The following is a 21,566-nucleotide window of genomic DNA, read 5'->3' on the forward strand; positions in this document are numbered from 1 at the left end:
GCGCATAAAAAAGAGAGCCATCAAGGCTCTCTTTTACGCTCATCTCAGCACCGCAAGGTGGCGCGGTGCCAGTGAGTCTTGGCTTACATCACACGCATGCCGGCTTGGGCGCCTTCGTGTGGTTCAAGGATCCACAACTCTTTGCCACCCGGTCCCGCAGCGAGGATCATGCCTTCTGACATGCCAAATTTCATTTTGCGTGGCTTCAAGTTTGCGACCATCACCGTGTGTTTACCGACTAAATCCTCAGGCTTGTAAGCCGATTTAATCCCAGAGAACACTTGGCGAGTTTCACCACCAATATCGAGCTTAAACTTGAGCAGCTTGTCCGCTTTAGGCACGGATTCACATTCCAAAATTTTAGCCACACGCAGATCGACTTTTGCAAAATCGCCAAACTCAATTTCCTCAGCGATAGGATCATCCGCTAAAGGACCTTGCGCTTTCGCTTTTTCTGCCTCTTCCGCCGCGACATCTTCTTTGCTGTCGGCAATCATGGCATCCACCGCTTTCGGATCGATACGGCTAAACAGCGCTTTGAACTTGCTAATGGCGTGGCCTGTCAGTGGCTGAGCAATGCTTTCCCAAGTCAGGGTGTCATTCAAGAATCCTTCGGCACGCTCTGCAAGCTGAGGCATCACAGGTTTCAGATACGTCATGAGCACACGGAATAGGTTAATGCCGACGGAACAAATAGCTTGAAGCTCGGCGTCTTTGCCTTCTTCTTTAGCAACCACCCAAGGGGCTTTCTCATCGACATACTGGTTTGCTTTGTCTGCCAAGGCGATGATCTCGCGAATAGCGCGATTGTATTCGCGTGCTTCGTAGAGCTCACCAATGTGCTCGGCTTTGTCGACAAATGACTGATAAAGCTCAGGCTCAGCACAGGTATCGGCTAATTGGCCATCGAAACGCTTGCTAATAAAACCAGCGTTGCGCGAAGCAAGGTTGACCACTTTATTGACGATGTCTGAGTTTACGCGTTGGATGAAATCATCCAAGCTCAGGTCAAGGTCATCGATACGGCTGTTTAGCTTCGCGGCGTAATAGTAACGCAAACACTCAGGGTCGAGATGTTTTAGATAAGTGCTGGCTTTGATAAATGTCCCTTTCGATTTGGACATTTTCGCGCCGTTTACGGTTACATAGCCATGCACAAAGACGTTGTTTGGCTTACGGAATCCAGCGCCATCCAGCATCGCTGGCCAGAACAAGCTGTGGAAATAGACGATGTCTTTACCGATAAAGTGATAAAGCTCGGCTTCGCTATTTTCTTTCCAGTATTCGTCAAAGTCGATGTCGTTGTGCTTGTTGCAATAGTTTTTGAACGAGCCCATATAACCAATTGGGGCGTCGAGCCAAACGTAGAAGAACTTACCGGGTTGGTCTGGGATCTCAAAACCAAAATAGGGCGCATCACGCGAGATATCCCACTGTTGCAGACCGGTTTCGAACCACTCGTTCATTTTGTTGGCAATTTCGCTTTGTAGCGCACCTGATTTGGTCCAGGTATTCAGCATTTGCTCAAACTGCGGCAAATCAAAGAAAAAGTGCTCAGAGTCGCGCATCACAGGGGTGGCACCGCTGACCGCCGAGCGAGGATTAATGAGCTCCGTCGGTGCATAGGTTTCGCCACAGTTGTCACAGTTATCGCCATATTGGTCGTCAGCGTGACATTTCGGGCACTCACCTTTGACGAAACGATCCGGTAAGAACATTTCTTTTTCAGGATCGAACAGCTGTGAAATCGTACGGCTGGTGATATAGCCTTTATCGCGCAATTGGGTGTAAATGAATGACGCCAACTCGCGGTTTTCTTCGCTGTGTGTGCTGTGATAGTTATCAAAGCTGATGTTAAAGCCATCAAAGTCGGCTTTATGCTCTTTTTGCACATCGGCGATCATGGCTTCGGGCTCCACGCCCATTTGCTGCGCTTTCAACATAATAGGCGTGCCGTGAGCATCGTCGGCACAAATAAAGTGAGTGGTATTGCCGCGCAGGCGCTGATAGCGGACCCATACATCTGCCTGAATATGCTCGAGCATGTGGCCCAAATGGATTGAGCCGTTCGCATAAGGCAGCGCACAGGTCACCAAAATTTTACGTGGGTTTGCAGCCATAATCTTGTTTGTTCGCTCTTATGATATGAATGGAATGATTGCAGAAATCTTACCTGATACGATATGCCTTGCCTAGAGCAAGGCCGTGTCATAAGGCGTTTACGTATAATTGGTTAGGGACGCGGACCCAAATAATGAATAAATTGGACGGTGAAGCATGTTTTTTGGCGGCAAAAAGAACAAATCAACGAAAAAAGCGGCATCAGTGATGAGCCAAGACGCAGCGGTGACGTTACTTAATCAATTCTCTCATCCGGGGTTGATCGACCAATGGGCCAGCCAGCCACATTGGGTCAAGGGTCATGAAAACAGTATTGAGGTGGTGTTTCCTTTTGCTGCGGGGTCGATCATCCAAGCGCTCTCTGATTGGCTCGCCGTGCAGGTACCGGAGAACGCAAGCCAGTTTTCATTGACCCAGCGCGTCGCTCCGCTGAAAGCCGGTGACAAAACGCCGGTAAAAGGGGTGAAAAACCTGATTGTGGTCAGTTCGGCAAAAGGGGGCGTTGGTAAGTCCACCACAGCGGTGAACTTAGCGCTCGCCTTGCACGCGGAAGGGGCAAGTGTGGGGCTGTTGGATGCAGATATCTATGGACCATCTGTGCCTCTCATGCTCGGTGCACAGCATAGCGAACCGCAAACCCACGATGGCAAACTGATGGAGCCTGTGTCGCGCTATGGCATTGTCTCGAATTCGATTGGTTATCTTGTCCCGGCCGACAACGCGACAGTCTGGCGTGGTCCGATGGCGTCGAAAGCGTTCGCTCAATTAATCAATGAAACCCGCTGGCCTGACGTGGATTATTTGGTGGTAGATATGCCACCGGGGACGGGCGACATTCAATTAAGTTTGGCGCAACAGTTTCCGGTAAACGGCGCGGTGGTCGTGACGACGCCGCAAGACCTTGCACTCGCCGATGCGATAAAAGGCGTGGCGATGTTTGAGAAAGTCTCGGTCCCTGTGTTAGGGGTGGTTGAAAACATGAGTTATCACATTTGTTCTCACTGTGGGCATCATGAGGCAATTTTTGGCACGGGCGGCGCGGAAAAAATGTCGAAGCAGCAAGGCACGCCAGTTTTGGCGCAGGTACCATTGCATGTATCCATTCGTGAAGACATTGATAGCGGAAAGCCAAGCGTGGTGGCACGTCCTGAGAGCGAGCATACCCATGCGTATCGTGATATGGCGAGCACGGTGGCGAGTAAACTGTATTGGCAAGGTGAAACGCGACCTGAACAGATAGCTGTACAAACCTTGTCCTAGAGGTTGAGCACGGACCGCTGTTGAGACGCGAATGCCGGCTGATGTGGCGATCAAGCAAGATTTTCGCTGGCGCCAGCCGGCTCAACTCCCTATAATCAGGCGGTTTATGTTGATTCCGCCAAGTTTCCTCTGGGTATTCATATTATGAGTGATAACAACCACCACTGCGTTATTATCGGCATCGCAGGCGCCTCTGCATCCGGTAAAAGCCTTATCGCCAGCACCATTTATAAGGAATTAAAGGAAAAAGTCGGCGATCATCAAATCGGCGTGATCACGGAAGATAGATACTACCGCGATCAAAGCCACCTCAGCATGGAAGAGCGCGTAAAAACGAATTATGACCACCCACAGGCACTGGATCACGATCTGTTGTGTGAGCATTTGGAAGCATTGGTCGCCGGTCAGTCGGTTGATGTGCCGGTTTATAGTTATTCTGAGCACACCCGAATGGCGGAAACCACGACGATGACTCCGAAAAAAGTCATTATCCTCGAAGGTATTCTGCTGCTCACCGATCCTCGTCTTCGCAATTTGATCCACGCTAGCGTCTTTATGGACACCCCACTTGATATCTGTTTGCTACGCCGCATGAAACGTGATGTTGCCGAGCGTGGCCGCACCATGGATTCTGTCATGGAGCAATATCAAAAGACGGTCCGCCCTATGTTTATGCAGTTTATTGAGCCGTCAAAACAATATGCAGACATCATTGTGCCTCGCGGGGGTAAAAACCGGATTGCCATTGATGTGCTAAAAGCGCATATTGCCCGTTTGCTAAAAGCGTAAACCAATCGATAATCTAGCGAATAGCGGCACATGCGACCTTGCGTGATGCCGTGTTCTAAAACCATCTACAGTGAGGAACCCCGATGCGACTGTGCGACAGACATATCAAAGAGCACCTCGATGATGGCCGCATCAAAATTGATCCGCGTCCGGCTGATGCATCGATTTCAGGTGTCACGGCTGATGTGACTCTAGGTAACCAATTTCGTGTCTTTAATGATCATGGCGCCCCCTACATCGACTTGTCTGGCCCAAAAGAAGAGGTCAATGCGCAACTCGAAAAGGTGATGAGTGATGAAATCGAGGTCGCTGAAGGAGAGGCGTTTTATTTGCACCCCGGGCAGCTGGCTCTGGCAGTCACTCATGAATCCGTGACGTTACCCGATGATATTGTTGGCTGGCTTGATGGCCGTTCATCATTGGCGCGTTTGGGACTGATGGTGCATGTGACCGCGCATCGTATCGATCCAGGTTGGTCGGGCCGCATTGTGTTAGAGTTTTATAATAATGGCCGCTTGCCGCTTGCACTGCGCCCAGGCATGCCCATTGGCGCGCTTAGTTTTGAGCCCATGTCAGGGCCGGCAGAGCAACCCTACAATAAGCGTGATAACGCCAAATATAAGAACCAACAAGGGGCGGTCGCCTCGCGAATTAGCCAAGATAAGGCTTAACTATCAAAATGCGCCTACGGGCGCATTTTTTGATGAAATGGAACCAGATTGTCGAACTGTGGTCGATAACGCTATCAAATATAACGCGTTATTTTCGCCACGCGAACAAGGAGCATACAGTGATGGTAAAGAAAATTGCGGCGATAGTGGCTGGGTTACTGGTCATCCTTATCGGCGGTCTGGCCGCCGTTGTCGCCACCATTAACCCGAATCAATTTAAGCCGATGTTAGTTGAGCAAGTGAAGCAGCAAACTGGCTTTGATTTGGTCATTGATGGTGATATCGATTGGCAGTTTTGGCCGAGCTTGGGCTTCTCAGTGGCGGATGTGGCAGTGAAAAACCGCCCCGGATTTGATGAGCCAAATTTGCTCGCGCTGTCCCGCGCGCAAATGTCTATTGATGTGTTGCCTTTACTGTCTCAGCAGCTCCATGTGGGTGAAATCTTACTGCAAGATCCGCGTATTTTTGTCCAAACGCTTGCCAATGGTGAAACTAACCTTACCCCACAGCAAGCCGAGTCTGAAACCACCACGGAAAGCACACCTGTGACACCGAGCAACTCAGCATCACCAGCCGAAACACAGGCTGCTGGCTGGGATATAACGCTACAAGGGTTGCGTGTCAGTAATGCCAGTGTGCTGCTCAAAGATGATCAAGCGAGTACACAGACACGTCTTGATGAGGTGAATGTAGAGATTGGCAATTTGGCACCGGCGGTGTGGACGCCGGTAAGCGTTTCGCTGGTGGGAAGCCAAAATGCAGAAACCTTTTCCCTGCAAGGCCAAGGTGATGTGAAATTGATGACGGATCCCATGCAAAGTCAGTTACGTCAGTTTGCGATGACATTATCTGCGCAATCGGGAGACGTGACACTGCGCGAAGCAAATCTTACCTTAGAAAGCTTTGCGCTGGGTGAGGCTTCAGCGCTTGGGTTTAACGCCAAGTTAAAGACCGCAGATATGGACGTGGAAACGTCGGGTAAAGCGCAAGTCACAGTTGCGTCGTCTTTGAGGCAGTTTGCGATTCAAGGGCTGGATATGTTGACTACGGTCTCGGGTGAGGCGGTGCCTAACCAGTCAATCACGCAGCAGCTGTCAGCGGATATTGATTATGATATGGACGCGAATGTGGTCACGGTGACGGATCTTGTTGGTCGTTTAAACACCGACCAAGTGATCGTGGATGGCAAAGTGGCCGTCAAGCTCACTGATATTCCCCAAGTTCGTTTTGCGCTGAACACCAACCGCATTGATGTGGATGCATTACTGCCCACCACGACAGAGGCGCCCCAACAAGATAAAGGCAATGCCGCTTCGGCGTCTTCATCATCGGCTGCCCCACAAGCGCAAACCACGCTAGCATTGAGTCGAGAAGAGCCTGATCTATCCGCGCTACAACAATTGGATGTAGCGGGAACCCTTGCCCTTCAAGGACTCAAAGTCGCTAACGTCGAACTCGGTCAAACTGAAGCCGAAGTGGCCATTAACCGGGGTAAAGTCACCTTATCGCGCTTTGTGACAGAGGCCTATCAAGGTACGGTATCGGCAAGTGCGGTATTGGATGCGTCAGTCACGCCGGCACGGTATGAGGTCAGCAAGCGCGCGCGAGGTATCGAGGTGCTGCCGCTGCTTCAAGACGCTGCCGAAGTTGATCTATTGGCAGGCAAAGGAAACGTTGACGTCAATGTACAAGGTAAGGGGCTATCTCCTTATGCATTGCGTGAAGCCATCAATGGCCGTGTTGCGATCTTCTTTGAAGACGGTGCAATCAATGGGATCAATCTGGCCCAGATGCTGCGTGAAGCCAAGGCAACGCTCAAAGGTGAGAAGTCGGAATATGTTGACGAAGTCCGTAAAACAGACTTCAGTGCGCTGACCGCAAGCTTTGTGCTTGGAAATGGGATGGCGCGGACCAACGATTTATTGCTGGAAGCACCTGCGTTGCGCGTACGCAGTGAAGGGCAGACAGATTTATTGAAAGAGACGCTCGATTTTGCGGTGTATACCTCTGTGGTCGAGACCAGCAAAGGCCAAGGCGGCAAAGACATCGATGAGTTGCGAGATGTGACCATTCCCGTTGATGTTGCGGGAACATGGCAGGCGCCTAGCTATAAACTCGACATTAAAAAGCTACTGAGTAGCAATAAAGTGCTGGAAGAGAAAGCGCGTAAAGAAGCGCAACGCGGCATTAAAAAATTGCTCGGGGATAAAGCCGATGACGAGAAAGTGAAAGAGGCGGCTGACAAGCTACTCAACCTGTTCCAATGATCGCTTTATGCGGCACCAAGCTATCTAATACAAACAGGATAAAGGACAGATATCGGATATGGATTCTGTAACACAAGCTGCCTTGGGCGCGGCTGTCGCGGGTATGGTCGCAGGCCGACGCTGTAGCCCTAAGGTGCTCTTGGCGGGGGCACTATTAGGAACCTTACCGGATCTCGACGTCGTCATTGATTATGGCGATCCGGTTGCGAATACCGTCAACCACCGGGGCTTTAGCCATTCACTGTTTGTGTTACCACCCTTGGGTGTCGCGATAGCGGCACTCTGGTGGCGCTTAAGTGATAAAACATGGCCTTTGTGGCAGCTGATGTTGCTGGTGGTCAGTGTGTTGGTTACCCATCCATTGCTTGATTCTATGACGGCGTATGGCACGCAACTCTTTTGGCCGCTGGATAAGCCGCCTGTTGCGGTCGCCAGTATCTTTATCATTGACCCCTTGTATACGCTGCCACTGCTGATCGGTGTGCTTGCGGCGCTAGTTTGGAGAGCCAACGCAGCAAGGCTCTGCGTGATTGGACTGATCGTCTCGAGTCTTTATTTATTGAGCTCTGTGTATCAGCTTGAGCAAATAAAAGCGCGCGTGGCACAACAAACCCAAGGTACTGAGCTGGCAGGAAAGCCTATGTTTATTACCCCTACGCCCTTTAATACGGTGCTCTGGCGTATTGTGGTAAGAGGGGAGCAGACCTATTGGGAAGGGCTTGCCTCGCGATTGGATAAAACACCAGATATCGATTGGATGGCGTTTGAGCAGCAAGGATGGCCACTGGCGGAGTCAGAATCATTGACCGCCTTGCGCTTTTTTGCACGGGACTTTTTACGCTATGAAAATCGTGGGGGGCAGCAAGTTGTCACAGACTTGCGATTAGGTATGGCGAACTATCGGCCGTTCCAGTTTTTGCTTGCCGAGCAAAGTGACCAAGGAGAATGGCGCCCTGTTCCCCCGCGTCAGCTAGAGCCAGGGCCGGTCTTGCCACGCACTATCCCTGCCCTCTGGCGGCGCTTACTCGGCGACCAGTCGATTGATGCTTTGTTGTGTAATCAAAAAGATTGCTACCCGAATGAGGAACAACAGGCAAAGGTCCGTTCAGCCTCCTGAGGTTGGGCAGCAGCATCACTAAAAATGGGCGTATTCGCCCATTTTTTATGGTTAAAACCAGTACTACCAGTCGATACCTTGGCGCGCTTTGATCCCAGCATCAAACGCATGCTTCACGTTACGGACTTCTGAGACCGTATCGGCCATATCTACCAACTGGCGGTGGGCACCTCGGCCGGTGATAATCACTGATTGGTCGGCGGGCCTTGCCTGTAATGCGGCGACCACGCTGTCTAGTTCAATATAACCGTAGGTGATCATATAGGTGATCTCATCAAGAACGACCAAGTCGTAGTTTGGATCAGCCAGCATGGCTTGGCAGTGTTGCCAGATTTGCTGCGCGGCTTCCGTATCCGCGGTTTTGTCTTGGGTATCCCATGTAAATCCGGTGCCCATCACGTGAAAGTCAACGCCATGCTGCGATAGCAGATCGCGCTCGCCACATGCCCACGTTCCCTTTATAAACTGCGCCACCCCGCATTTGAGCCCGTGGCCCGTTGCTCGTGCTACTGTACCAAAGGCAGAGGTTGATTTGCCTTTTCCATTCCCCGTCATTATCAGCAGTAATCCTTTTTCTTGCTGAGCCGCTTCTACGCGGGCATCAACCATCTCTTTGAGCTTTTGTTGGCGTTTTTTATGACCCTGTTCAGACATTTGATTTCCAATAAACGATGAACCTGTGTCTATAGTAAAGAGACCATGCACTGAACACCACCCATACATAGACCAACCAAGGATGAAATGATGAAACAAACAATGCGACGTCTAGCGGCAGTAACATGTCTTTTCTCACTTCCGGTATTGGCGGGAGAGCAGATCGATTATCAATGGGACAATGAGATGTTTTCCGGATATTTAGCGACTCCTAGCTCGGTTGAAAAGGGCAGTGTGGTGATCATCCATGACTGGGATGGGCTGACTGAGTATGAGCAGCAACGAGCGGACATGTTGGCGGGAATGGGGTATCGTGTTTTTGCGCTTGATATGTTCGGTAAAGGGAACCGGCCTCAAACGCTAGAGGCGAAGCGGGCGGCGACAGGCGCGCTGTATAAAGATAGAGCACGGATGCAAACCTTAATTCAAGCGGGCATGGAAGCGGCAAAGTCGCAAGGGATTGAGGCGCCTGTGGTGGCAGGATATTGCTTTGGTGGGACAGTGACACTCGAACTGGCACGCAATCCGCAGCAGATGCCAGTCAGTGGTTATGCCAGTTTTCACGGTGGCTTGGAAACCCCAAGTGGACAGGCGTATTCACAAGATATTGCACCACTTTTTATTGCTCACGGTGGTGCGGATAAAGCCGTTCCCATGAGTGAATTTGCGCAGTTGATTAATGAACTCGAAGCTGCCAATCTTGATTACTGGTCGCAAGTGTATGCTGGGGCGCCTCATGCCTTTACTGTCTTTGGTTCGGAGCGTTATCGCGAACAAGCCGACAAACAGTCTTGGCAAGCATTCAATCAGTTCCTTTCCGAACAATTGAGCGTCGATTTGGCAAATCAATAAGGAATTTAAAATGATACGTCATGTACTGGTAGTACGGTTTGTGCCCAATGCTCGCGATGCGCAGATTCAGGCTGTCCGTGATGCGTTCGAGGCGATGCCCTCAACCATTGAAGGTGTAGAGTCTGTGGAGTGGGGCGAAAACAATAGCCCAGAGGGGAAAAACCAAGGTTACAGCCATGTGATTTTAATGACCTTTCGTGATGAGACGGCGCGACAAACCTACTTGCCCCATCCTGCACACGAAGCGTTAAAGGAAGTGTTTCGTCCCGTGATTGAGGATTTAATTGTGATTGATTATACGGTGGCACTAAGCTAGTCGCGCAAATAGACGGCCTGATACACTGTGAGCTCGCAGGCAAAAGGAGTAATAGTGAATGAAGGAAGCGGCAACGATACCCAGTGTGTTGGTGGTATGTTTAGGCAATATCTGTCGCTCACCGACAGCTGAAGCCGTGCTAAGAGCACGTGCTGAGGCTAGAGGACTGGCGGTTCGTATCGACTCGGCAGGGACGGCGGGATACCACCAAGGTAATCCGCCCGACCCACGTAGTCAAAAAGCGGGAGAAGCGAGAGGGTATTCCTTCGCAGGTATTCGTGCTCGACAGATCCAGCCCGATGATTTTGCAAAACACGATATGATATTGGCGGCGGATCAGAGCAACTTATCCGACTTACAAATGATGTGTCCGGACGCGCATCAATCCAAGCTCTCTTTGTTTTTAAGTTGGAGTGAGGGAGAAGAACAGGAAATCCCCGATCCCTACTACGGTGGCGCGCAGGGGTTTGAAAAAGTCTTGGATTTGCTGGAAGAAGCGTCGGATGGGGTGCTTGACCATATCAAAATTAGCGCTTAAGCCGGAGATGTCGGCGTTAAGCCAATAAAAAAGGCGCGATAAGCGCCTTTTTTGAGTCTATTATTCGCTTTGAGCCCATCACCATTTTTTCTTTGGTGCGAAGAGTTCGTCGAGTTCGCTTTTCTCTTGCTCTTGATCGGACTTGCTCTTTTCGTGACCAGTGTTGAGTGTTTGTGTCACTTCAGTGTGCATTTGCTGAAGGCGTTCTTTCATTTGCGCCGAGTAATTGTCGTTTTTGGTACTCAATACATCGATCGCTTTCTTCAACAATTGTTGTGCCGTTCCTAACTGGCCTTTGCGCTTCGCTTCGTTAGCGCGTTTCACCACGTTCTCAATATTGATTTTGAGCTGCATCTGCTCAAGGCGCGCATTTTCAGCCACAAAGGCTTGGGTTTGTAAACGGCCTTTTGAGTGCTCTGCCTTAATCACCGAGCGAAGGCGCTTTACCAGTTTCAGCATGGAAATGGCTTGGCGGTCGCTATCTGGGACACGAAAAGATGTCGATTCTTTGTTCGAGAAACTCTGTTTAATTTGGTCAATTTGCGCTTGCGTGGCGCTGATACGCTGCGGAATAGATTTATCTGAGTTATCGATCTCATGCATCGCTTTAAGTGAATCAAGGATCTTCTTGTTCAAGCAAACCAGCAAAGTCCCGCTATAAGGCAGGTTGTGAGCGTTACCAATTAGCTCTTCGGTAGCGTCGATTACCGCAATGTGTTTGGCCATTTCTTGACGCTTATGCGATTCAATCTGTTTGCGCTGTTGAGCCAAAATGTTGTAGCCGACAATCAGGCCGAGCAATATGACACAAAGGCCAGCTATCAAGGCAATATTCATAATTCAGCGTCGATGTTCCTTGTAATAAACTCAACTGATTAAGATACACGATCTCTAAGGTCAGAGATAGCATGAATACAGGTGTTAACACGGTTCAGTGATCCGTCTCTAACCTGAGTTTCAACCTCACTTACGTTCGATCTCGCGTCAGTTTGTTTGAGTGTGGCCCATGTTGGTGGAATTCGCGACTCTAATTGCTTGATTCTGGGTTTTCCTCGCAGGAATATTCCATCCTTCTCACACCATAGGCACAGGATCGATTAGTGAATGTGCAATCACTAACGTTTATATAACCAAAGCCTATTAAATAATCGAATTTGGGTATATAAATGAAGAAGAGAAATCCCAAGGCGGTCACTTTTATTACGAGGCTCATGCGTCTGCACTATGAAACTACAACAGCTTAGATACATCGTTGAAGTCGTCAATCATAACTTGAATGTGTCTGCGACGGCAGAGAGTTTATATACCTCTCAGCCAGGGATCAGTAAACAAGTCAGGTTGTTAGAAGATGAGCTGGGCGTGCAGATTTTTGAGCGGAGCGGTAAGCACTTAACCAAAGTGACACCAGCAGGTGAGGCGATTGTCTCTATTTCGCAAGATATTCTCTCACGGGTTGAAAGCATTAAAGCGGTGGCAAGCGAGCACACCCACCCAGAGATGGGAAACCTGAATATTTCAACCACGCACACCCAAGCGCGCTATGCGCTGCCTGAGGTGATCAAAACCTTCACCGCGCGTTTCCCGAAAGTGTCGTTGCATATGCACCAAGGCACACCCACGCAAATCTCAGACTCGGTCGCTAAAGGGACGTCGGACTTTGCGATTGCAACGGAAGCCTTTCACCTCTATGAAGATCTGGTGATGCTACCTTGTTACCACTGGAATCGCTCAATTATCGTTACCCCAGATCACCCACTGGCGCAGAAAAAGCAGATCACCATCGAAGATTTAGCGGCCTATTCACTGGTGACCTATGTGTTTGGCTTTACTGGTCGCTCAGAGCTAGATGAAGCCTTTCATCGCGCCCATCTCACCCCCAAAATTGTCTTCACCGCGACCGATGCCGATGTGATAAAAACTTACGTGAAATTGGGGCTCGGAGTCGGGGTGATTGCCAGTATGGCGATGGACAGTCATACAGATACCGATTTGGTAGCGATTGATGCGAGCCATATCTTTGGCGCCAGCACCACCAAGATTGGCTTTCGTAAAGGAACCTTCTTACGAAGCTATATGTACGACTTTATCGAACGTTTCGCGCCTCATTTGACGCGCAACGTTGTTGACCAAGCCGTCGCACTGCGCTCTAACGACGAAATTGAGGCAATGTTTAAGGACATTCCACTGCCAATTCGATAAAATAATAGATTGCCATTAGGGCTGCTTCGGCAGCCCTTTTTGATCCCAGTGACGCCGCTATTTGTCGAGCAATCAAGGTGCCAGCCCGATGCCTAACTCGTTATATCTTGTTCAATTTAAGCAACTGACCGAATTGCTGGTGGAGTATCAGTGGTTATGGCGACCTATGCCGATGGCACATGCGCGTCTGCCTTGGTCATCGTGTCCCGAACTGTGTGAATGGCTTTCAACGCTTGACATTTCACAGGCCGCGCAGTGGAAGGCGGCGCCGAACCAAGTGGCAGAGCAACTGGCGAACTGGTGGCCAGCGTTGGCCGCGATTCCACGCTTAACGGATGTCCCAGAGGCTAAGATGGCAGCAGTGGCTATGGATGAGCGGCTTGGCGTGGGCGTCCCTGGGCGGAAGTGGGCGCAAATCCGCGCTTATTTGAGCGCCGTCCCCACACAACCATCAACGCAACGATATCTAGAGTGGTGTGCGGGGAAAGGATATTTAGGCCGGGCTGTAGCGGCAAGTACACCCGCGCGGGTGGACAGTTTAGAGTGGCAGCAGGCGCTTTGTGAACAAGGCCAAGCTTATGCTGAACAGCACCAGTTGCCGATGCAGTTTCATCACCTAGATGCCTTTAGTGATGCTGCATTACCCGTGATTCATCGCTGCGATCATGCCCTGGCGCTGCATGCTTGTGGCGATCTGCATGTGCACCTATTGCGCCAAGCGGTTGCGGCCGATCTTAACGCGATCAGTGTATCACCGTGTTGTTATCAATTGATCACGGGTAAGACGTATCAACCTTTGTCAGATGCAGGGCAGCAAGCAGGATTTGTCCTGAGCAAAACCGATCTTAAAATCGCAGTTCAAGAAGCGGCCACCGGTGGTGAGCGTGTCCGTCGTCAGCGCTATCAAGAAGTCACATACCGGTTAGGGTTTGATGAGTGGCAGCGTGACGCTTTTCAGTCTGACCAGTATTTACCGCTGCCGGCGATTCAAAAGTCGCAACTGAATGATGGCTTTGAGGCGTTTTGTCATTGGGGCGCGGCGCAAAAAGGCTTACCCGTATCTAGCGATACCGACTTTTCGCCGTATTTGGCTCGGGGAGAGGCGCGATTTGTGATTTTGGAACAAATCAATGTCGTGAAGTCTGCGTTCCGCCGAGCCTTAGAGCTTTGGCTAGCGCTCGATCGGGTGCTGTATCTTGAGCAACATAACTATCACGTCGATCTCGTCCAGTTTTGTGCGCCGAGCTTAACGCCACGCAACCTGCTTATTCATGCCACGCGTCGCTAAGGGAAGCGCTTCTCCAGCACGTTACTTACGTGTTACGTAGAATTGACACGCCTGAGTAATCAATCTGTTAATGAGTGATAGTATCGCGTGCGCTTAGCCGCTAGAATTTCGCGCAAATAACTTAATATAAAGAAGCTTTACTATGGCAGATTTAAGCGTGTCATTTGCCGTGGCCGTGATCCTAGGCTTGGGCTGTTTTGTGCAAAGTTTAATTGGTTTTGGCATGGCGATTGTCGCTGCGCCGCTGCTGCTTATGATTGATCCGAAATTGGTCCCTACCACGATTTCAATGGTGGGGCTGACCCTCGCCAGTATCAATGCGTGGCAGTATCGCCACCAATTGTCCTTTCGTGATTTAAGCTGGGCGTACTTGGGGCGTGTGCCTGGCACCATGCTAGCAGGCGCCATTATGTTGGTGGTAACGACACAAATGCTAGAAATCATCATTGGCACGGCGGTCTTACTGGCAGTGTTTGCCAGTATGGCACGCCTCAACATTGCACCGAATCGCCTCAACTTCTTTATTGCTGGGTTTACATCGGGGGTCATGGGCACCACAACCAGCATCGGTGGGCCGCCGATGGCACTGGTATTACAGCATGCGGAAGTGAATAAGATGCGTGCCTGCTTGGCCGGCTACTTTGTGATTAGCTGTATCTTGTCTTTGATTGCGCTGGGCGCGACGGACTATCTTAGTTGGTGGCATGTTCAGCAAGCCGCATTCGCGGTGCCCGCGGTTTTACTCGCAACGTGGTTAGCCTACCGTGTCGCGCCGAAGGTGAAGCCTGTACTGGTTCGGCGCGCTATGTTGGTACTGTGTACGTTAGCAGGGGTGAGTACCTTGGTCAGAGGGCTTTTAGGTGGGTAGAGGCACATAGCGATAGGCGTGTCATTGCCCATAAGCAACGCCCAGCCAAAGCTGGGCGTTTTGATAGTGCACGGTGAGCGGGAGGTTTACGCCATAAATTGCGCAACCACCACAGCGATACCGCCGACCATCGCCAAACTCAGGCCTAAATTACCGCCAATGACCTGATAATGGTTGTCGGTAGAGACGGTCTGGCGAGCCTTACGTACCATTAGCACCGGCAACACGACCGCAAGAATAACCAGTGCGATGGCAGCATAGCCAAGGGCAGTGATAAAGCCTTGTGGATAGAAAAGCGCAAAAACAAGCGGCGGTAAGTAAGTGATTGCCGCTGTTTGCAGTCGACCGCCGACTGTGTCCTGACGCTTAAAGCTGTCTGAAATAAAGTCAAACAACCCTAAACTCACGCCTAAGAATGACGTGGCGAGTGCCAAGTCTGCGAACAGCGAAATGCTCGAGGCAATATAGTCTTGTTGCACCACTGCCTGAATGACTTTCACAAATTGTGACAACTCACCGTTTTGTAGCAAGATTGACTGTGCCACGCTCCCCAAGCTCGCGACCTGCCAAAAAATGTACAAGGCGAGGGGTAAGGTTGAACCAATAATCATCACCTTGCGCAAAGAGGGCAAATCAATCCCTACATAACGTACAATCGAAGGGATGCTGCCATGAAAGCCAAACGAGGTGAAGATGACCGGGAGTGCGGCAACCATCAAGCCTTTCTCCACCGGCATTTCGACCAAATTAATGCTCGATACATGGGGAGTGAGTAGTGTTAGAGCCAAGATCAAGAACACCACTTTTAGCGTGAATAGCCCACGATTGATTAAATCTACCTTGCTGGTTCCTAATGTCACCACCAATCCAAACACCAAGGTAAACAGCACCGCGCCCGCTGCGGGTGGGAGTTGAATCGAGGACCACTGTGCAAGTTTCTCATTCAACTGGCTACCACCGCCCGCAATGTAAGCAGCGCAAAGCGAGTAGAAAAGAAACAGCATCGCGAACGATGCCAGCCATTTGCCTTTATCCCCTAAAAATTGTTTTGCGAGACTGTGTAGGGTGGCGTCAGCGTCGGCGTATTGGTGCACTTCTAGCATCAACAATGCGGTGTAGGTCATCAAGGCCCACATCACACCCATCAGCGCCATCGATGCGCCAAACCCGATTCCTGCAGAGGCAAGCGGCAACGCGAGCATGCCTGCGCCAATGGTCGTACCTGCAATGATTAGCGAACTTCCTAGTACCTTGTTCATATAATGTTTAACCAGTGTAAATAAAAAGTTAATTGTTGTGTTCGCACAAAAGATAACGTGAATTTATGCGTATTGTGCACTGCTTATGCAGATTAAAAAACTGATGAGTGTAATGATACAGATACGACGCCGTAAAATAAAGTGTACGATTGGCTTGGGCTAGTGCGTAATGGCGTGTGATGTCATAATCAATGCTCTAGGATACTAATCAAAAGGAGCGGCTAGGTGGACAATCAACAACATAAAACACCCATGCCACGTATCGCGATGCTGTCGACCGGTGAAGAAGTTTTGCTTGGCGATATCACAGATACCAATGCGGCTTGGCTGTCCCGCATGCTGTACGAAAATGGATTTGCGATGTCTCGGCGGGTCACCGTCGGGGATGAGCTCGATGAGATGGCGGTTGAGCTTGTTCGGCTATCTCAAACCGAGGATGTGGTGATTGTGAATGGTGGGTTAGGGCCAACCACCGATGATTTAACCACGGCAGCGATGGCGTCGGCGATGGGCGTAGAGCTGACACTCAATGAAACCTGGCTGGATGAATTAAAGCAGCGCTACGAGCGTCATGGCCGTCCTATGGCGCAAAGCAACCTAAAACAAGCCATGCTCCCTGAGGGCGCTCGCCTCATCGATAATCCCAATGGCACTGCCTGTGGCTTTTATTGCCACTTAAATGGCTGTCACTTCTATTTTACACCTGGGGTGCCTTCAGAATTTTTCTGCATGGTAGAGCAGCAGATTCTGCCTGAATTAAGCCATAACTATGCACCCAGTGCGCGTTCTTGTTACCGTTTGTTCACATTTGGCTTATCCGAATCGGGGATCAGCGATGCCATGGCATCTGTTTCGTTGCCTGACGATGTGACGCTGGGTTATCGCTCGAGTCTGCCGTTTATTGAAGTGAAACTCTTCATGGCTGACGATCATCCCGATAAAGTGCGGCTCATTGATGCGGTGCAATCATGCCTTGGCGATCATGTTGTCAGTTGCAACCAAGCGATGGTGCAAGCGCTGGCCGCCGATCTCAATCGTCAAGGTGCGGTATTAAAGGTGGTGGAGCAATTTACGGGCGGATGGTTAGCTAGCACGTTAAACGGTCAAGCTGCACACTTGGTCGAGCAAGGCTGGGTCATGTCAAATGCGCATGTGCCCGAACAAGCCGTTGCCAACCCGCTTGCTGCCTCATTAGCCATGGCCAGCGCGGCCATTGCACAAGGCCAGCATCAAGTTGGTTTAGCATGTGGCCCTGAGCTTCATGGACAAATTTGCGTGGCGATTTCCACCCCCGAGGGAGAGTGGGGACAGCGACTAAGCTTTAAACGCCATTTCTCCCATGACAACGCGCGCTGTTATATGGCGACGGTATTGCTGGACATGTTAAGGCGTTATCTTCATGGGCAGCCGGTGATTGCCGATTACGCATCATTAGCGCGCCATGATGACATTTTTATTGATGCTGAGACGATTGCTTAAATCGGTGCCTGTTGGGCGCTAAGGTGAGAGGAGTAGTGGGCGTAGGCTCACTACTCATTAACGACTTTTGCTTTCGCTGCTGGCTGGTATTCAAATTCAATTGACACATCGGTCTGTGGCGTACTTTGGCAAGTAAGAATTTCGCCGGGACGAACAAATGCCATCGCGTCTTCTTGTTTGACCGATCCTTGTTGCAATTGACAACGGCACGCGCCGCACATGCCATTGCGGCATTGATATTCGGGTTGAATACCGGCTTGCTCAAGTTGTTCAAGCAAACTTTGGTGGGTGTTGCCACCCACCTTGATACCGTTCACTTCAATCGTGATTCGGGTCATAGCTCGAAGTCACCAAAGTCTTCAACGCTCACTTCGTTATCGATTTGACCCACGAGGTATGAGCTAATTTCGGCTTCTTGCGGTGCAACCTGCACATTGTCGGAAGATAACCACGCATTGATCCACGGAATCGGGTTTTGGGTGGCGTTATCGTATGCAGGGGCAAGGCCGACTGCCGACATACGTAAGTTGGTGATGTATTCGACGTACTGGCAAAGAATGTCTTTGTTCAAGCCAATCATAGAGCCATCACGGAACAGGTATTCTGCCCAGTCTTTCTCTTGCTCAGCGGCGTCTTTGAAGAGATCAAAACACTCTTGCTCGCACTCTTTGGCAATCTCAGCCATTTCTGGATCGTCCTGCCCGCTACGCAGAATATTCAGCATGTGCTGGGTGCCTGTAAGGTGAAGCGCCTCATCACGGGCAATAAACTTGATGATTTTGGCGTTGCCTTCCATCAGTTCACGCTCCGCAAAGGCGAATGAACAAGCAAAGCTGACGTAGAAACGAATCGCTTCGAGTGCATTCACTGACATCAGGCACAGGTACAGCTTACGTTTTAACGCACGTAGGCTTAAGCTGATGGTTTTGCCATTAATAGTATGGGTGCCTTCCCCTAACTGGTGATAGTAGTTAGTGGTTTGAATGAGGTCGTCATAGTACTGCGCAATGTCGTTGGCGCGCTTCTGGATGTGCTCATTCATCACAATATCATCGAATACAATCGCCGGATCAGCAACGATATTACGGATAATGTGGGTGTATGAGCGTGAGTGGATGGTTTCTGAGAAACTCCACGTCTCAATCCAAGTTTCTAGCTCAGGAATTGACACCAGAGGAAGCAAGGCGACATTCGGGCTACGGCCTTGGATAGAATCGAGCAGCGTTTGATACTTCAAATTACTGATGAAAATATGCTTCTCATGCTCGGGTAACTTGTTGTAATCAATGCGGTCACTTGACACGTCAACTTCTTCTGGGCGCCAAAAGAAAGAAAGCTGTTTTTCGATCAGCTTTTCAAAAATTTCATATTTTTGTTGGTCGTAACGCGCCACGTTGACCGATTGGCCAAAGAACATTGGCTCTTTCAATGGGTCGTTGTTGACTTTAGAAAACGTACTGTAAGTCATGAATCCTATTAACCTCTAGAAAAGGGCCCGCAGGGCAGGCCCTTACCCCAATTTGTTAGATCTTACATGCACCGCCGGCACAATCATCTTCTGCTTGCGCAGCACTCAGATCCGATTGACCATCGCTCGCACCATCACGGGTGTTGTGATAGTACAGGGTTTTAACCCCGAGTTTATAAGCGGTGAGCAGGTCTTTGAGTAGTTGGTTCATTGGAACTTTACCACTTTGATGACGGCTCGGATCATAATTGGTGTTGGCGGAAATCGCCTGATCGACGAATTTTTGCATGATACCGACTAACTGTAAGTAGCCATCATTACTACCAATGTTCCAGAGCAGCTCGTAGTTATTCTTGTATTTATGGAATTCCGGCACGACCTGCTTGAGGATACCGTCCTTCGATGCTTTTACCGATACGTAACCACGAGGTGGCTCAATGCCATTGGTGGCATTTGAGATTTGTGATGACGTCTCTGATGGCATCAAGGCGGTCAATGTTGAGTTACGTAAGCCATGCGTTTGAATGTCTTTACGCAGCGTCTCCCAATCTAAGTGCAGAGGCTCGTCACAGATACCATCCAGATCTTTCTTGTAGGTATCAATTGGCAGAATACCTTGCGAATAGGTAGTCTCGTTAAACGCTGGGCATGCGCCTTTTTCTTTTGCAAGTTCAACAGAGGCGCGAAGCAAGTGATACTGAATAGCTTCAAAGGTACGGTGAGTCAGACCGTTTGCGCTGCCATCGGAATAACGTACACCATGTTTCGCTAGGTAGTAAGCAAAGTTGATCACACCAACACCCAAGGTACGGCGGTTCATGGTCGCTTTACGTGCTGCCGGTAGCGGGTAGTCTTGGTAATCAAGCAGGGCATCCAGCGCACGGATGGTCAGATCGGCCAACTCGCTAAGCTCGTCCAGTGACTCCAGCGCACCCAAGTTAAATGCAGAGAGGGTACACAGCGCAATTTCACCGTTTTCGTCTTCAACATTGTTGAGTGGCTTGGTCGGCAGCGCAATTTCCAAACACAGGTTAGACTGGCGAATTGGTGCCACAGACGCATCGAATGGGCTGTGCGTATTACAGTGATCCACGTTTTGGATATAGATACGACCGGTTGACGCGCGCTCTTGCATCATCAAAGAGAAAAGATCGACAGCTTTGACCGTTTCACGCTGAATAGAGGCATCCGCTTCATATTGGGTGTAAAGACGCTCAAACTTCTCTTGGTCTTCGAAGAAAGCATCATACAGTCCCGGTACATCAGACGGCGAGAACAAGGAGATGTTGCCACCTTTTAGTAGGCGGGTGTACATCAGTTTGTTGATTTGCACGCCGTAATCCATGTGACGAACACGGTTTTCTTCCACACCACGGTTATTTTTCAATACCAGCAGGGATTCAACTTCACGGTGCCAAATAGGGTAGAACAAGGTGGCTGCACCACCGCGCACACCGCCTTGCGAACAGCATTTAACAGCAGTTTGGAAATATTTATAAAATGGAATACAACCCGTATGGAAAGCTTCACCTCCACGAATTGGGCTACCCAACGCGCGGATACGGCCGGCATTGATACCAATCCCCGCGCGCTGAGATACGTAGCGAACAATGGCGCTAGAGGTCGCGTTGATCGAGTCTAGGCTATCGTCGCACTCTATCAGTACACACGAGCTAAACTGGCGCGTTGGTGTGCGTACCCCAGACATAATTGGCGTAGGCAATGAGATCTTGAACTGAGAAACCGCATCATAGAAACGACGGATATAATCAAGGCGCGTTTCTTTTGGATAGGCAGCGAACAAGCACGCAGCAACCATCATATACAGGAACTGGGCGCTCTCGTAGATTTCACCGGTAACACGGTTTTGAACCAAGTACTTGCCTTCCAGCTGTTTAACGGCTGCGTATGAGAAGTTCATGTCGCGCCAGTGGTCGATATAGCTGTCTAGGGTGTCGAGCTCGTCTTCGCTGTAGTCTTCGAGAATGTGGGCATCATATTTACCCTTCTCAACCATGTTTTTCACATGCTTCACGAGCGTGGGCGGCTCGAATTGTCCGTACGCTTTTTTGCGCAGGTGGAACACCGCGAGGCGAGCAGCAAGGTATTGATAGTCTGGGCTTTCTTCCGAAATCAGGTCCGCTGCAGCTTTGATGATCGTCTCATGAATGTCTTCAGTACGCATGCCATCGTAAAACTGGATGTGAGAGCGCATCTCGACGAGAGAAACGGAGACGTTGGTGAGGCCTTCTGCAGCCCAAGTAACAACGCGATGGATTTTATCGAGGTTTAAATTTTCTTTGCGTCCATCACGCTTAAGTACGGTTATTTCTTGGTTCATTTTGTGTGCTTTCCCAATATTTCCTTGCCAAACTGCTATTTTCGCAAGATTTTATAAAATGCCTGATGATTTTTTGGTC

General features: G+C 50.0%; 19 protein-coding genes. 12 read left to right on the forward strand and 7 right to left on the reverse strand.

Going from position 1 to position 21,566, the window contains the following annotated elements; all coding sequences use genetic code 11:
- Positions 1-83: 83 nt before the first annotated feature.
- Entirely contained in the window at positions 84-2,120 is a 2,037-nt protein-coding gene (gene metG, locus BGK46_RS09515; RefSeq protein WP_069588826.1) for a methionine--tRNA ligase, read from the reverse strand.
- Positions 2,121-2,277: 157 nt separating this feature from the next.
- Between metG and apbC the strand changes: the two genes are divergently transcribed.
- The 5 genes from apbC to BGK46_RS09540 all read left to right on the forward strand — a co-directional run bounded on the left by apbC (position 2,278) and on the right by BGK46_RS09540 (position 8,225).
- A complete protein-coding gene (apbC, locus tag BGK46_RS09520) occupies positions 2,278-3,381 on the forward strand; it encodes an iron-sulfur cluster carrier protein ApbC (protein WP_084781377.1) in 1,104 nt (367 codons plus the stop codon).
- Between the two features lie 144 nt (positions 3,382-3,525).
- A complete protein-coding gene (udk, locus tag BGK46_RS09525) occupies positions 3,526-4,170 on the forward strand; it encodes a uridine kinase (RefSeq protein ID WP_069588827.1) in 645 nt (214 codons plus the stop codon).
- An 83-nt stretch (positions 4,171-4,253) separates the two neighbouring features.
- Positions 4,254-4,841 carry a dCTP deaminase gene (gene dcd / locus BGK46_RS09530; RefSeq protein WP_069588830.1) on the forward strand — a complete coding sequence of 196 codons (588 nt, stop codon included), beginning with the start codon at positions 4,254-4,256 and terminating at the stop codon, positions 4,839-4,841.
- A gap of 122 nt (positions 4,842-4,963) precedes the next feature.
- The gene (locus tag BGK46_RS09535) at positions 4,964-7,108 is read left to right on the forward strand and encodes an AsmA family protein (RefSeq protein WP_069588833.1); all 2,145 of its coding nucleotides are present in this window, start codon (positions 4,964-4,966) and stop codon (positions 7,106-7,108) included.
- Positions 7,109-7,166: 58 nt separating this feature from the next.
- The gene (locus BGK46_RS09540; protein WP_069588835.1) at positions 7,167-8,225 is read left to right on the forward strand and encodes a metal-dependent hydrolase; all 1,059 of its coding nucleotides are present in this window, start codon (positions 7,167-7,169) and stop codon (positions 8,223-8,225) included.
- Between the two features lie 63 nt (positions 8,226-8,288).
- Here the strand turns inward: BGK46_RS09540 and cobO are convergent, their stop codons facing one another.
- Entirely contained in the window at positions 8,289-8,879 is a 591-nt protein-coding gene (cobO, locus tag BGK46_RS09545) for a cob(I)yrinic acid a,c-diamide adenosyltransferase (protein WP_069588836.1), read from the reverse strand.
- 87 nt (positions 8,880-8,966) lie between these two features.
- Between cobO and BGK46_RS09550 the strand changes: the two genes are divergently transcribed.
- The 3 genes from BGK46_RS09550 (at position 8,967) to BGK46_RS09560 (ending at position 10,585) form a co-directional block, all read left to right on the forward strand.
- Positions 8,967-9,731, forward strand: coding sequence for a dienelactone hydrolase family protein (locus BGK46_RS09550; RefSeq protein ID WP_240531869.1), 765 nt, complete (start codon positions 8,967-8,969; stop codon positions 9,729-9,731).
- Positions 9,732-9,741: 10 nt separating this feature from the next.
- Complete coding sequence (locus BGK46_RS09555; protein ID WP_069588837.1) at positions 9,742-10,047, forward strand: Dabb family protein; 306 nt, start codon at positions 9,742-9,744, stop codon at positions 10,045-10,047.
- Positions 10,048-10,123: 76 nt separating this feature from the next.
- Complete coding sequence (locus BGK46_RS09560) at positions 10,124-10,585, forward strand: low molecular weight protein-tyrosine-phosphatase (RefSeq protein ID WP_139130763.1); 462 nt, start codon at positions 10,124-10,126, stop codon at positions 10,583-10,585.
- Positions 10,586-10,663: 78 nt separating this feature from the next.
- Here the strand turns inward: BGK46_RS09560 and BGK46_RS09565 are convergent, their stop codons facing one another.
- Positions 10,664-11,422: a DNA repair protein gene (locus tag BGK46_RS09565; RefSeq protein ID WP_069588840.1), complete on the reverse strand. Its 759-nt coding sequence runs from the start codon at positions 11,420-11,422 to the stop codon at positions 10,664-10,666.
- A 387-nt stretch (positions 11,423-11,809) separates the two neighbouring features.
- Between BGK46_RS09565 and cysB the strand changes: the two genes are divergently transcribed.
- The 3 genes from cysB (at position 11,810) to BGK46_RS09580 (ending at position 14,940) form a co-directional block, all read left to right on the forward strand.
- The gene (gene cysB / locus BGK46_RS09570; RefSeq protein ID WP_069588842.1) at positions 11,810-12,784 is read left to right on the forward strand and encodes an HTH-type transcriptional regulator CysB; all 975 of its coding nucleotides are present in this window, start codon (positions 11,810-11,812) and stop codon (positions 12,782-12,784) included.
- An 88-nt stretch (positions 12,785-12,872) separates the two neighbouring features.
- Positions 12,873-14,072, forward strand: a complete 1,200-nt coding sequence (locus BGK46_RS09575; RefSeq protein ID WP_069588844.1) for a methyltransferase — start codon at positions 12,873-12,875, stop codon at positions 14,070-14,072.
- Between the two features lie 142 nt (positions 14,073-14,214).
- Positions 14,215-14,940 carry a sulfite exporter TauE/SafE family protein gene (locus BGK46_RS09580; RefSeq protein WP_069588846.1) on the forward strand — a complete coding sequence of 242 codons (726 nt, stop codon included), beginning with the start codon at positions 14,215-14,217 and terminating at the stop codon, positions 14,938-14,940.
- A gap of 86 nt (positions 14,941-15,026) precedes the next feature.
- Here BGK46_RS09580 and tyrP read toward each other — a convergent pair whose 3' ends face one another.
- The gene (gene tyrP / locus BGK46_RS09585) at positions 15,027-16,199 is read right to left on the reverse strand and encodes a tyrosine transporter TyrP (RefSeq protein ID WP_069588848.1); all 1,173 of its coding nucleotides are present in this window, start codon (positions 16,197-16,199) and stop codon (positions 15,027-15,029) included.
- Between the two features lie 225 nt (positions 16,200-16,424).
- Here tyrP and BGK46_RS09590 point away from each other — a divergent pair, with 225 nt between their 5' ends.
- Positions 16,425-17,678, forward strand: a complete 1,254-nt coding sequence (locus tag BGK46_RS09590; RefSeq protein ID WP_254659680.1) for a CinA family nicotinamide mononucleotide deamidase-related protein — start codon at positions 16,425-16,427, stop codon at positions 17,676-17,678.
- A 50-nt stretch (positions 17,679-17,728) separates the two neighbouring features.
- On the opposite strand, the gene yfaE is transcribed toward BGK46_RS09590, so the two are convergent.
- From yfaE to nrdA, 3 genes are read right to left on the reverse strand one after another with little or no spacing between them, the layout of a single operon-like run.
- On the reverse strand, positions 17,729-18,016 hold the full coding sequence (gene yfaE / locus BGK46_RS09595; protein WP_069588850.1) for a class I ribonucleotide reductase maintenance protein YfaE: 288 nt from the start codon (positions 18,014-18,016) through the stop codon (positions 17,729-17,731).
- Positions 18,013-19,146 (reverse strand): class Ia ribonucleoside-diphosphate reductase subunit beta, encoded by a 1,134-nt coding sequence (gene nrdB / locus BGK46_RS09600; protein ID WP_069588853.1) that lies wholly within the window; start codon positions 19,144-19,146, stop codon positions 18,013-18,015. Before nrdB ends, yfaE begins: the two co-directional genes overlap by 4 nt.
- Positions 19,147-19,201: 55 nt before the next feature.
- On the reverse strand, positions 19,202-21,487 hold the full coding sequence (nrdA, locus tag BGK46_RS09605) for a class 1a ribonucleoside-diphosphate reductase subunit alpha (RefSeq protein ID WP_069588856.1): 2,286 nt from the start codon (positions 21,485-21,487) through the stop codon (positions 19,202-19,204).
- Between the last annotated feature and the right edge of the window lie 79 nt (positions 21,488-21,566).

Source organism: Salinivibrio sp. SS2, assembly GCF_001722075.1.
In the GTDB taxonomy this organism is placed as follows: Bacteria; Pseudomonadota; Gammaproteobacteria; order Enterobacterales; family Vibrionaceae; genus Salinivibrio; species Salinivibrio proteolyticus.